This is a genomic window from Bacillus sp. MMSF_3328 (genome assembly GCF_030733525.1).
Classification (GTDB): domain Bacteria; phylum Bacillota; class Bacilli; order Bacillales; family Cytobacillaceae; genus Bacillus_AB; species Bacillus_AB infantis.
In genome coordinates, this window is the sequence record NZ_JASHIV010000031.1 from 1 (window position 1) to 13,391 (window position 13,391).

Sequence of the window (13,391 nt, forward strand, 5' to 3'; positions counted from 1 at the left end):
AGAGTAAGATTTAGCTCTGATAAAAAATTAAGATTAACGTTGACGTTTTTGTTCGTTCAGTTTTCAAAGAACAATCTCAGTCGCTCTCTTGAAGCAACTATATTAGAATAACATTTTCTCGCAGCGTTTGTCAACAGCTTTTTTCAAGATTCAAGTTGAAAGCTTTTGCCGAAAACGACTGCTCACCTATATTAACATCGTTCCTCTATACACGTCAACACCAGAATAATTATTTTTATACATGAAATATATCCCATTTATAAAAGCCGGCTGCTATCCGCAGCCGGCTTTACATTTACTTCTATATTAATAGGAGCTTATTTCTTAATCGTAATAATATCTTCTTCTTTCAGATCGACGCTGCCAGTTTTGTTAATAACAACTGCCTCGCCTTCAGCCAAATTAGTAAATACAATCGGCGTCATAATGGATGGTGCATTTTCTTTTACAAAGTCCAGGTCGACCTTCAAGAGAGGCTGTCCTTTTTCCACTCTGTCATTTTCTTTAACGAGTGTTTCAAAGCCCTGACCTTTCAGGTTGACTGTATCGATGCCGACATGAATCAGAATTTCGCGGCCTGAATCTGAAAGAAGGCCAAGAGCATGCTTCGTTGGGAACAGATTGACGATCTTTCCGTCAACCGGAGAAACGATAGTACCCTCACTTGGAACGATCGCGAAGCCATCGCCCATCATTTTGCCGGAGAATACAGCATCAGGTACATCTGTAATCGGCTTGATTTCTCCTTTAATAGGAGAAACGAAAACATCTTCACCCTTATGCTCTGTCTGAAGCGCTTCTGGGTTTACTTCCTCAATTTGCTGCTCAACACCCTTTTCAGGAGCCTTTTCTGCCGGACGAGGTTTTTTGCCGGTCATGATATCTTTCATTTGGCCTTTAATCGTTTCAGATCTAGGACCGAAGATTGCTTGGATATTGTTCCCTACTTCAAGGACACCGGATGCCCCCAGTTTCTTCAAGCGGTTTTTATCTACATCTTTAATATCATTTACAGAAACACGCAGGCGCGTGATGCAAGCATCAAGATGAGAGATGTTTTCCTGTCCGCCCATTGCTTCAAGGATCTGGTACGGCAGATCTCCACCTTTATTCTCACCTTCAGCTACATCTTCCTCTTCTACATCTTCGCGTCCAGGTGTCTTAAGGTTGAACTTGCGGATCGCAAAACGGAAGCCGAAGTAGTAAATAACTGCAAAAACAATACCTACCGGGATGACAATCCATGCGTTTGTCTGAGGGTTGATCAGACCGAACAGGATATAATCAATCAATCCTCCGGAGAAGGTCATGCCAATTTTTACGTCTAATAGGTGCATTGTCATAAAGGACAATCCGGCGAAAATTGCATGGATACCGAAAAGTACAGGAGCAACGAATAGGAATGAGAATTCCAGCGGCTCAGTAATACCAGTCAAGAATGAAGTCAAAGCTGCTGAAGCCATCAGGCCTCCGACAATCGCTTTTCTTTCCGGACGGGCTTCATGGTAGATCGCCAAAGCAGCTGCCGGAAGACCGAACATCATGAACGGGAATTTACCAGTCATGAAAGTACCTGCCGATAGATCTTGGACACGGTCCTTAATTTCAGCCATGAAGATCCTTTGGTCGCCACGCACCAATTCACCTGCATTTGTTGTATATTGCCCGAACTCATACCAGAATGGTGAATAGAAAATATGGTGCAGTCCAAAAGGAATAAGAGAGCGTTCAATAACACCAAACACAAACGCTGATAATGTAAGGTTCGCGTGAACCATGTTTTGAGAAAAAGCATTAAGTGCAGATTGGATCGGAGGCCAGATGATAATCATCAAGAGCCCAAGGACTACTGCACTTGCAGCTGTCGCAATAGGTACAAAGCGCTTTCCTGCAAAGAATCCTAAGTAAGACGGAAGCTCAATTTCAAAGAACTTATTATACATGGATGCTGCGAGAATACCTACAATAATACCGCCGAACACACCCGTCTGGAGGGTTGGTATTCCCAGTACATTGGCATATTCCATACTTCCTTCAAGGTCTTTTGCTTCAATGCCCAATACAGTACCCATCGTTACATTCATAATGAGGTAACCGATGATGGCAGCCAGGGCAGCTACACCTTCCCCGCCTGCAAGGCCGACCGCAACGCCGACCGCAAATAAGAGGGCAAGGTTACTGAAGACTATATTACCGGCGTTTTCCATGACGGAAGCGACCATTTCCACTCCGCCATTTTCCAGGAATGGCGCTAAATCAAGCAGCGCAGGGTTTTGCAGAGCATTACCAAAGGCTAGCAGGATACCTGCAGCCGGAAGGAGCGCTACCGGGAGCATTAATGCCTTGCCGACTTTTTGCAAGACACCAAAAGCTTTTTTAAACATGTGAATTCCTCCTTTTTTTATAAGCTCATAAAGCGTTTCCAATACTGAGCACAATTAAGCAGAAAGCAAAAAAGGCATGAGGAAAAAATAACCGAAAAAAGCTGTACAGGTGTATATTACCCATAAAACTTGTTTTCAATTATCTAATCACTCATGCCTGATCGTATCAGTAACACGTAATTATGATATCTATTTGATTTTCTTTTGAAGCCTCTGCAGGTGCATCGTCAAATACACCGCTTCTGCATCAAAAACCTTTTTTCGCAATGCTTGCTGCATCACTTTAATGAGCTTCCAGGAAAGATTGTAACACACAGGATACTCTGACTTCAAGAGGTCTGCAATTTTTTCTGGCTCTTCCACCTGCTCGCCGGTATGGACCCTCTCGATTGTAAACCTTAGATGCCGGACAAGCCTCATATAATCAATGCTTTCTTTATCGATTTTTATATCAAGCTGCTCTTCAATCATATTAACCAGATGGGTCACAAGCTGCGAGTGCTGGTTAACCTCGGAAAGATTCCGGTTCATGACGGCACTGTGGATATGGAGGGCGATGAATCCAACTTCCCCTTCAGGCAGATGGACCCCTGCCCTTTCTCCAATCAGCTGGACAACATCTCTAGCGACATCATACTCGAAAGGATACAGCGCTTTCGTTTCAATCAGGAAGGGATTGCGCATTTCCATGCCAATGGACAGCCTGCTGACAGCGAACATCAGGTGGTCGGTCAGCGCCACATGGATATGCTCATTCAATTCAGAGTTAGTCCGCTGCTTAATCAGTTCAAGAGAGGAAATAATAACATCCAGCAGTTCATTGTCCACATGCGGGAGAAGCTTGATATAGTTTTCCTGCTCTTTTTCATTCTTCAGGATAAAAAGCTTTTCTACTGAAGCTTCATCAATGTAATCACCTTTCTTATGGCTGAAGCCAATCCCCTTCCCTATGAGGACAACCTCGCCATGCTCCTGGTGATGGCCGATCAATACATTATTGTTTAGTGCCTTTTTCACTTCAAGCGTTTTCATATCCTCTTCCTCTTTTCAGTCTCCATCAAGTAGTTTCATGTTATAAAAGACAAAATCGGAAGTCAATAAAAAGAAAAGCGGAGGCGGCTGTTCACTAAGGAACGCAGGCTAAGTACGCCACGTCCTGTGGCAACGCCTGCATGACCCACTTCCTATGGGCCTCAAGGATAAGACAATCCTATACACAAAAAACAAAAAGAGCCCCCAGTATAAGGAGGCTCCCCAAATAATTATTTCAAGAAAATAAAGTATAGGACAAACACTGCAAACAGGAAGTACATGATCGGGTGGATCTCTTTAGCTTTGCCTTTTACGATCATGGTGATTGGGTAGAAGATAAAGCCGATTGCGATTCCGGTTGCAATGCTGTATGTGAGCGGCATGGCTATGATCGTCAGGAAGGCTGGAACAGCAATTTCGAATCTCTTCCAGTCAATCTGCCCAAGCGACGAGACCATCAGGACACCTACAATGATCAGAGCCGGAGCTGTAACTGGCGCTGTTATTACATCGAGCAGCGGGAAGAAGAACAGTGAAAGCAAGAAGAACGCAGCCGTCACAATTGCAGCGAATCCTGTCCTTGCTCCGGCAGCCACGCCAGCAGATGATTCAATATAAGATGTTGTTGTTGAAGTTCCTAGTATAGCTCCCGCTACAGTGGCACAAGAGTCAGCCAGCAGTCCTTTGCCTGCGCGCGGAAGGATATTCCCCTTCATGAGACCCGCCTGGTTAGCGACCGCGACGAGTGTTCCTGCTGTATCAAAGAAGTCAACGAACAGGAACGTCAGAATAACCACAAGCATTTCTGTCGAAAAGAATGAACTATCGCCAAATGCTGTAAAAGCAGCTCCGAATGTAGGCTCAAGGCTTGGTACAGCCCCTACAATACTTTCAGGAGCATTGATCAGTCCGAAAATCATACCGGCTATAGCAGTCACTGCCATCCCGATGAAGATACCGCCCTTGACGTTTTTTGTCATTAAGATGACCGTAATAATAATACCGAAGATGGCCAATAGGACATTTCCGTCTGAAAGATCTCCAAGCCCGAGCAGGACAGCATCATCATTGACAATGATTCCGGCGTTCTGGAACCCGATAAAGGCGATGAACAGCCCGATTCCCGCTCCTACTGCAAACTTCAGTTCAGCAGGAATGGCATTGATTATTTTTTCCCTGATGCCTGAAAGCGTGAGAAGTATAAAAATCAGACCGGAAATGAGCACTCCGCCGAGTGCATGCTGCCAGGAGATTCCCATCGTCAATATGACTGTATAGGCGAAAAACGCATTTAAGCCCATCCCCGGCGCAAGTCCGATCGGATATTTAGCAATCAGGCCCATCAAGATCGACCCGATGGCAGCAGCAAGGGCTGTCGCCACGAAGACTGCACCCTGATCCATCCTCATGCTGTCAGGAAGATCAGGAACCGACTGCAATGACAATGTGAGCGGGTTGACGGCCAGGATATAGGCCATTGATAAAAAGGTAGTTAATCCGCCAATGATTTCGCGGCGGTAATTCGTGCCAAGCTCTTCAAACTGGAAATACTTTTTCATTCTTTTCCCCCCCTAGTGTAAAAACCAAATAAAAAACGCCCGCCGGTTTCCGGGAGCGTGACAACAGGTTCCTGCCTATAGGGGGAATTTATAATAAGTTCAGTAAAATGATCCCTATAAACATTTACCTCGTAGTCAAGCTATTTACGGCAGCTCGGTAGAAACTTTCAGGCCATATCCCTGATATTATACGACGTAATACGACATATTCAGTTCTTCTTCATTTTAGCAGGAGCACTATTTTCAGTCAATAAAAAAAAGCGAACATTTTTCATGTTCGCTTTTTTAATGTTCGTATTTTTATTCCCATTCAATTGTTGCAGGCGGCTTGCTTGTAATATCATATACAACACGGTTGATATGATCCACTTCATTGACGATTCGGGTGGATATGATCTCCAGCACATCCCATGGCACCCTTGCCCAGTCTGAAGTCATTCCATCAATAGAGGTTACGGCACGGATCCCGATTGTATAATCATAGGTACGGGCATCACCCATCACACCTACGCTGCGGATATCAGGAAGAACGGTAAAGTACTGCCAGATATCGCGGTCAAGACCTGCCTTCTTGATTTCGTCCCGTAAAATCGCGTCTGATTCACGAACAATTTCGAGCTTTTCATCTGAAATTTCTCCGAGTACACGGATTCCTAGACCTGGTCCAGGGAATGGCTGCCTCCATACCACTTCATCAGCGATACCAAGCTCAGTCCCCAATGCCCTGACTTCATCCTTGAATAAAGTATTCAAAGGCTCAATCAGCTTAAACTGCATATCCTCCGGCAATCCCCCGACATTATGATGGGACTTGATTGTCTGGGCAGTTGCCGTGCCGCTTTCAATAATATCGGTATACAAAGTTCCCTGTGCAAGGAACTCAATTCCTTCCAGCTTGGCCGCTTCATCATCAAACACATATATAAATTCGTTCCCGATGATTTTCCGTTTTTGTTCCGGATCGCTGACACCTTTCAGCTTGTTAAGGAAGCGGTCTTTTGCATCAACTTTAATAACGTTCATGTTGAAGCCCTCAGAGAAGGTCTTCATGACACTTTCGGCTTCTCCTTTCCGGAGCAGGCCATGGTCTACGAAAATACATGTCAGCTGATCACCGATCGCTTTATGGATAAGGACAGCGACAACAGAAGAATCCACCCCGCCGCTCAGTGCGCATAAAACCTTCTTATCGCCTACAGCCTGGCGGATTTTCTCTGTCTCGATTTCTATGAAGTTCTCCATTGACCATTCGCCTTTGCACCCGCAGACGCCAAAGACAAAGTTCTTCAGTATATCGTTTCCGTATACAGAATGGCGGACTTCCGGGTGGAATTGAACCGCATAAAGCCCGCGCTCTTCATTGCTCATCGCAGCGATTGGGCAGGAAGGATTGATTCCATCAACAGAAAAACCTTCAGGTGCTTCTGTAACAAGGTCACCGTGGCTCATCCAGACTGTCTGCTCATTCGGAAGTCCGGCAAAAAGCTTGGACTCATGTTCGAGTGTCAGGACAGCCTTGCCATACTCTCTGTGCTTCGCGCGCTCAACTTTGCCTCCGAAATGCATAGTCATCAGCTGCATGCCGTAGCAGATGCCGAAAATAGGCAAGCCCAGCTCAAAAATTCTTTCATCGCAGCCGAAGGCATTTTCGCCGTATACACTGTTCGGGCCGCCGGAGAAAATGATGCCGCTAGGATTCATTTCATTGATTTCTTCTGCTGTAATTGTATGGGGGTGAAGCTCACTGTATACCCCAAACTCGCGGATCCTTCTAGTTATCAGCTGATTGTACTGACTGCCAAAGTCTAGCACGACAATCATTTCCTGGTTTTGCAGTTCTGTTTTCCCCGTCAAATCTGTCCACCTCGGTTATGTTATTTTTTCTTATCCTGCTCTCCCGGCCCTTACTTTAACCGCAGTCCGAAACAGCAACTCTTATCTCATGCTCCATATATCCGGTTAATTTTGGCCGGCTCTTGCCGCATGCCTGTCCAGCACCAGCCAAATCAAACAAAAAAAACCGGAACTCTCCTCCGCAAATACGCTGAAGGCAGAATTCCGGTTTTTAAGCATAAATGCCATAAAACGCTATATAGAATGACCTGCCTTCATAGTCAAGTCATTTAAGGTGACCTGGTAGAGACTTTCGAACCGTATTATCGAGGATATATGAAGGTGCATATTAAATTATGATTCTCGTGAACATTGTATCAACAGGTCATTTTTTTGGTCAAGCTATTGTCTTTTTAATTAAATTTTCCCACAATTCCCTGATTTCTTCCCAGCGTCCTTCTTCTTGGCTGCCTCTGTACAGAACCCGCTCATACTGGGCAGTAATCCTGCTCATTTCCTGTGTAGAGAAGAAATGATCGATATATGCAGCATATTCCCTCAGCGTCTGGTCCTGTTTCCTTTTCAGGCCATAGCGTTCAAGCTGTTTGAGCAGAGTCAGATACGCTGAAACAAAGCGGCCGTCCTTATTTTTCATCCGCCTGAACTTCCAGATGAAATAGACTGGAAGCCATTTGGACCTTTTCAGGTAAGCAGCCGCAGCCGCAACGGCAAGAAGCAGTAAGATCAGAGACATCGCCTTCCAGGAGCCAGTGAAGAATTCCTTTGCCTTTACACCCAGGTCAGCCAGCGTAAAGGATGATGCCTTATCACTGTTTTCTTCCGGGGAATCTGGTGCAGCCGGCTCTTCTTCCGGCTGGGCCGCAGTTTCTGCCGTATCCGTTTCAGCAGTGTCTGGCGATTGAGTGTCATAGGAATACTGGATATTATTTGAAAAGCCCTGTGTCGGCTCAAAAGGAACCCAGCCAATTTCAGGGAAGTAAACCTCCACCCATGAATGAGCATTGTTATTCGTGACTTCAAAGGTCCTGCTTGTTTCACTTTCCCTTGCCTGATATTCTCCTTCTGTATAGCCTTTCACCCATCTGGCAGGGATACCGAGGCTTCGTACAAGAACAGCCATCGAGGAAGAGAAGTTATCGCAATAGCCCCTTTTTGTATCAAACAAGAATTGATCTACATAATCATCGCGGGCACCGGGAACAGCCACATCTGTCTGGTCATAAGCAAAGCCGGACATCCGGAAATAGCGTTCTATCTCCCTAGCCTTATTAAACCAGCTTGTTTCATTGGCCGTAATCTCCTCTGCCAGCTCTTTCACCCTTGCCGGAAGATTATTAGGCAGCTGGGTATACCTCTCAAGGAAACTGCTGTCCAGACTTTGGCCATCTCCGGACTCCTGGAGTGCAGAAACACTATATTTCGGCACCTCATAGCTCACACTGTATTCCTTCAGAGGAATCGGCTGGACAGCATAAACTTTTTCAATCGCCGGATCCAGTTCAAAGCTCACATCCCCTTTTGGCTGTATGCTCTCAACACCAAGCGGGTATACAATATGCGGAGATGATTGATACAAATAGACTGAACTTGTTTCCGGATTGGTTGTCATCCCTTCTCCAGAAAAAGAGGAAATCGGCACTTCGTCTTCCTCAGTGAACGGAATGCGCTCTTCCCCTTCTTCAGAAGCAAGCCATCCTTTGCCTGTATACACATCCTTCGTCTCAACCTTCCAGTAATGGCGCGATTTCACTTCAGTACGGAAAACAACCTGGTTGTCTCCGATAAAGGGTCCGCCAAGCCTGGAATCATCGACTCCATAGCCTACCCTCGCAACAGAACCGCCTGGTCCGTCCCCGCTGTTCTGTCCATATGATTTTATATACGGGACTGGATCGGGCCAAATAGGCGCTGCCTTGGGAGCGGCAAGGCCGACCGCCACACTCAGGACAATCATCACCGCAAGAGGGGCCATCCATTTTCTCGAGAAAGTCCTCTTTTTTAAGATTGTCTCCCGCTCCATAAGCCTGTGGAATGTCAGGATCCCCATCACACCGAAACCGGCGATTACAGTACGGACAATGGCGCCGTCTGCCTGGTATGGAGTAAAGGTATCAAGCACAGTAATATAGGTCAATGTCATAAAAAAGAAAATAAAAATCTGCCTTCTATTGATCAGCCAATATTGAAGCAGATAGGTCATCAGCCAAATCAGCACAAAGAACAAAAGGCTTCTGAACAAGTCTGTGAGCTCCGGCCATTCGGCTGCCGACACAAAGGCCAGATTTTCTTTGATCTCCATGAAAAACGGCAGCACCCATTCCGGTGAAAAAAAAGCTCCCTCATAATAAAGATAATGCAGGGAATACAGGATATACAGGCATTTAACAAAGCCGCTGACCACCATATTCACGTGAAAATAATACATCACAAGGCCAAGAACAATGAACAAAATAAACACAAGTATGTTAGACGTATCTGTCAGCTGTTCAAGCGGGCGCATCCACTCCCACAGAAGCAGGAATCCGAACATATATAAAATGACAGAAGTGATGGTGTGCCTGTTCTCATCTGCCCTCATCCTCTATTCACCTCCGAAAAAGCCTCCGAAAATTGGCCTTCATGGACAAGCACGACCCTGACCCCGCGCGCGTTGGCAGAAGCCCTCAGCGCAATTTCCTCCTTGGCTGCGGCCTCACGCTCGTTTTTCAGCAGAAAAATGGTGACGGCATTTTTATGGGAAGCATAGAAGCTGGCCTTTTCCACCAGCCGCTTCGTCAGCTGAGCCGTGATCAGCATAAGCGAGACATTTTGCTGGGCAAGGAAATTCTCTGTTTCCAGCACCCGGTCAAAGGAAACCGGGCAGTCATCCTTCACTTTTGCGAGGTGATAAAAGAGCTGCTGCTGCTGCCCTTCCCCGCCTCTGACAGGAAATGCCGCCCTTTCCGTTCCCATCGTGATCAGGCCGGTCTGGGCGCCCTTGCGGAGGATGCCTCTGATGACCGAGGCTGTAAATGATACAATTCCCTCAAACCTTTCGTCAGGGGCGCAATCCATCATAATATACACATCATGAGATTTCCGCTGCTCAAATTCCTTTGTCATGATGTCATTCCGCCTGGCGGTCGCTTTCCAGTTGATCCAGGAAAACCGGTCTCCGGGCTGATATTCCCGAATTCCGACTGCCATGGAAGTATCCCTCTGGACCCGTTCCTTCGATGCAGTCATTCCCTGGTCATAATGGTTGTCTGCCGGCTTATAGATAAGCTCTTCATAAGCGGGATAAACCATGATCCGGCCCTCCGCCTCCACAAGCTTTTCCTTTTCAATCAAGCCAATTGGATCACCCGTTTTCAGGCGGATAGCCTCAAAGATATGCTCGCCGCGGGGCAGTCCATCCACTTCATACTCAAAAGAAACTTCCCGCTTGAACCAGGGAAACACAAAGGATTTTGCTTTATTCGCTTTTGCGGAAAAAGACAGCGCCTCATTCAGGCAGTCCTCGGCAATGAGAAAAAACAGCGGGAAAGAGTTGTCCCGCTTCAATGTTACTTTTACCTTAAGCTTTTCACCGGCATTATAATCAGTCTTTATAAGATCCCTTTCAGCACGGAAGGTGCCGACCGAATAAAAGGACAAAGCAAGCCCGTACAGGGCAAAAGGAAGGAAACTGTAAAATAGGAACCAGCTCACAAATCCTCCCTGGAACATTGCATAAGAAAATGTGATCAGAATGAGGAGAAATAATACGATCAGCTTCCAGACATTTTTGCCCAGATGTATCAGCTGCTTCATCTTACTTCACAGCCCTTTGGACAGGGACCGGCACTCTTGCAATCACGCGGTCCACAACTTCCTCGGCAGATATGCCTTCAAACTTGGCCTCGCTCTTCAGGATGATTCGGTGTGCCAGCACAGCGGGGGCCAGGTATTGGATATCATCCGGAAGGACATAATCCCTGCCATACATGAAAGCGAAAGCCTGGGCCGACTTCATTAGCGCAATCGATCCGCGCGGGCTCGCTCCAAGATATACACTGCTATGGGTCCTTGTCCTGTTGGAGATATCAACTATATATCTTTTGATGGTTTCATTCACATGCACTTCTTTGATCTGCTGCTGAAGCTCCCTCAATTCTTCAAGGTCAATGACTGGTTTCAGCTCATCGATCGGCGGCACCTTCTGTGCACGGTTCAGCACTTCCATTTCTTCGGCGACTTCCGGATAGCCCATTTTCATTTTCAGCAGGAAACGGTCCAGCTGAGCTTCCGGCAGAGGGTATGTCCCTTCATATTCAATCGGGTTCTGGGTTGCCATGACAAAGAACGGCTTCTCCAGCCTGTGTGTCACCCCGTCAATGGTCACACTGCTCTCTTCCATCCCCTCAAGCAGGGCAGACTGAGTCTTAGGTGAAGTCCGGTTGATTTCATCAGCAAGGATGATATGCCCCATGATCGGCCCCGGACGAAACTGAAATTCCATCTCTTTTGGATTATATATAGAAACGCCTGTCACATCTGATGGAAGCAGATCGGGAGTAAACTGGATCCGGCGGAAGTTGGCGCCCACCGATTTGGCCAGCGCTCTTACCATCATTGTTTTTCCAACACCAGGGACATCCTCAAGCAGAACGTGCCCGCCTGCCAGCAGTGCCACAAGGCTGAGCTCAGCGACATTGCGCTTTCCGATCATAACCTTCTCGATATTATGCAAAATCCTTTCAGCCGCGGGATTCATTTGATCGCGCATCTATATCCCTCCTGTATTATGACTATTAAGCAGGCCAAAAGGCGCGTACTTAACATGAATTTCTCTTGAATTATGATACTAATAACTTATATTCGACAGATTCTATTAAAAACCTGTAAAAAATACGGACCTGAGAAAATATTAACGAAAGGCCAGCATATCTATTGTAGGTAATTTTCAAAAATATGTAAAATGGAAAGATTTCCGGCAGTGCCGGAAACGTTTAGGATTAGTGAGGAATTAGAGAATTCTATTTTTCAATTTATCTTCCCGCCCAAGGTGATTACATGCTTACTATTGTGCAATATCAGAAACTAATGAAAGCATGCCCGCAATAGGCAGGGCATGCTTTCACGTACAATTAATCAAACGTTTGATTAACGATTTTCCCTTAACTTTTCCATCCGCTTAGCCCAGTCATTGATCTTTTGGTCGATCCTTTCCACTTCATCATCAATTTCCTGATGCTTGCTATTGATAATTTCATCCTGAAGCCCTTCCAATACCTTTTCATGCTCTTCTGTCTTTTTGAGCAGCTCCTCTTCCATGGCGGCATCGATCAGTTCATTTTCCTTCAGGTTCGCAATGGCGTCCCGGATGCGCCCGGCCTCATTCCTGATGGCATATCCAAGCCCCATGCCCATCTGATCGATATCAAGCTTCTGGAAGGATACGGCGAATGTATTTTTAGGAGAGGACCACTGCACGCCGATGATATCTATCAGCCCAGGCACCCACTCATTGGAGATGCTGCTGTTCAGCTGATCGGCATTGTCGGCGCCGATATATTCGCCCTTCCCTGCCTCAGCCACCTTCTTGAGCTGATCCTCCGCTTTCGCATCCGCATTAAACCCGATGATGTTCACCATCCGGCTTTCATTGGTTTCAGCAAACAGCCTGGCTTCCTCCACCGGATTTCCGTCACAGGTTTCCGCTCCATCGCTGACTATATAAAGGGTAATATCACCCTCATAGTCCATGCTCGCCTCCCTTGCAGCCTTTATGGCGCCGGCCAGCGGAGTCCAGCCTTTCGCCTCTACCCCTTCAACAGCCTTGAAGAAAGACTCTTCGTTATATGACTGAAGCGGATAAACCTCATCAATCGTCGTACAGGAAATCTGCTTGTCCTTGTCCTCCTGTGTGCCTGCATGCCCATACACATAAAGGGAAACATCATTTTCTTCGCCAATGGTCTTGGCAAAGCTTCTGACTGCACTCTTGGCAATTTCCATTTTCTGCTTGCCGTCTACGTCAAGCAGCATGCTGGAGCTGGCATCAAGGAGAAGAAGAGCCTTTCCGTCTTCCTGTTCTTCACCGGTTTCAGACTGTGCTGCCTGCTCCGGCTCAGGCAGGAGCGGTTCATCAAATTGCGGCTCATAGTCCATGATTCTGCCGATGGACTGCTGATAGGCACTGTTGCCAAGATAATAAAGCAGTGCCTTGAACATCATATCCGGATCATTCGTTTCCTTTGTGACCTTTTGCATGTGACCCTCAAAGTCCTCCCTGATCCCTGAAAGCGTATTGAAATCAGGCCAAAGCGCGGTTTCCTTTTCATAGCTGAAGTCCTATGTTAAAAGGCCCGGCTCTGCATTCCGGAACTCTTCCACCGTAGAAGGAATCACAACCGTGCTGATTTCATCTGTGACTTCACTGCCTTCTTCTTCATTGTCCTTCCCGGCCATTTTTTGATCAGCCGAACCGGCATCGGACCGGGCTGGTTCCGCCTTGTCCACTTTCTTTTCCCCAGAGCAGCCGGCCAGTACAAACAAGACGGTCAGCATCAGCAGCATGTATTTTTTCAGCATTCTTTAC

The 13,391-nt window shown here is 46.5% G+C and carries 9 protein-coding genes and 2 riboswitches; all 9 genes read right to left on the minus strand.

Going from position 1 to position 13,391, the window contains the following annotated elements:
* Positions 1-317: 317 nt before the first annotated feature.
* The 9 genes from ptsG to RBB45_RS24990 all read right to left on the minus strand — a co-directional run bounded on the left by ptsG (position 318) and on the right by RBB45_RS24990 (position 13,384).
* Complete coding sequence (ptsG, locus tag RBB45_RS24950) at positions 318-2,384, minus strand: glucose-specific PTS transporter subunit IIBC (RefSeq protein ID WP_094769990.1); 2,067 nt, start codon at positions 2,382-2,384, stop codon at positions 318-320.
* 189 nt (positions 2,385-2,573) lie between these two features.
* A complete protein-coding gene (gene glcT / locus RBB45_RS24955) occupies positions 2,574-3,416 on the minus strand; it encodes a glucose PTS transporter transcription antiterminator GlcT (RefSeq protein WP_224952375.1) in 843 nt (280 codons plus the stop codon).
* A 230-nt stretch (positions 3,417-3,646) separates the two neighbouring features.
* Positions 3,647-4,975: an NCS2 family permease gene (locus RBB45_RS24960; RefSeq protein WP_094769991.1), complete on the minus strand. Its 1,329-nt coding sequence runs from the start codon at positions 4,973-4,975 to the stop codon at positions 3,647-3,649.
* Between the two features lie 112 nt (positions 4,976-5,087).
* Positions 5,088-5,189: riboswitch (purine riboswitch) on the minus strand.
* 86 nt (positions 5,190-5,275) lie between these two features.
* On the minus strand, positions 5,276-6,796 hold the full coding sequence (gene guaA, locus RBB45_RS24965; RefSeq protein WP_306010572.1) for a glutamine-hydrolyzing GMP synthase: 1,521 nt from the start codon (positions 6,794-6,796) through the stop codon (positions 5,276-5,278).
* 270 nt (positions 6,797-7,066) lie between these two features.
* Positions 7,067-7,168: riboswitch (purine riboswitch) on the minus strand.
* A gap of 37 nt (positions 7,169-7,205) precedes the next feature.
* A complete protein-coding gene (locus tag RBB45_RS24970) occupies positions 7,206-9,407 on the minus strand; it encodes a transglutaminaseTgpA domain-containing protein (RefSeq protein WP_306010562.1) in 2,202 nt (733 codons plus the stop codon).
* On the minus strand, positions 9,404-10,621 hold the full coding sequence (locus tag RBB45_RS24975) for a DUF58 domain-containing protein (RefSeq protein ID WP_101552935.1): 1,218 nt from the start codon (positions 10,619-10,621) through the stop codon (positions 9,404-9,406). Before RBB45_RS24975 ends, RBB45_RS24970 begins: the two co-directional genes overlap by 4 nt.
* A gap of 1 nt (position 10,622) precedes the next feature.
* Positions 10,623-11,576 (minus strand): AAA family ATPase, encoded by a 954-nt coding sequence (locus RBB45_RS24980; RefSeq protein ID WP_306010563.1) that lies wholly within the window; start codon positions 11,574-11,576, stop codon positions 10,623-10,625.
* Between the two features lie 377 nt (positions 11,577-11,953).
* Complete coding sequence (locus RBB45_RS24985; protein WP_306010564.1) at positions 11,954-13,063, minus strand: vWA domain-containing protein; 1,110 nt, start codon at positions 13,061-13,063, stop codon at positions 11,954-11,956.
* An 81-nt stretch (positions 13,064-13,144) separates the two neighbouring features.
* On the minus strand, positions 13,145-13,384 hold the full coding sequence (locus tag RBB45_RS24990) for a hypothetical protein (protein ID WP_306010565.1): 240 nt from the start codon (positions 13,382-13,384) through the stop codon (positions 13,145-13,147).
* Between the last annotated feature and the right edge of the window lie 7 nt (positions 13,385-13,391).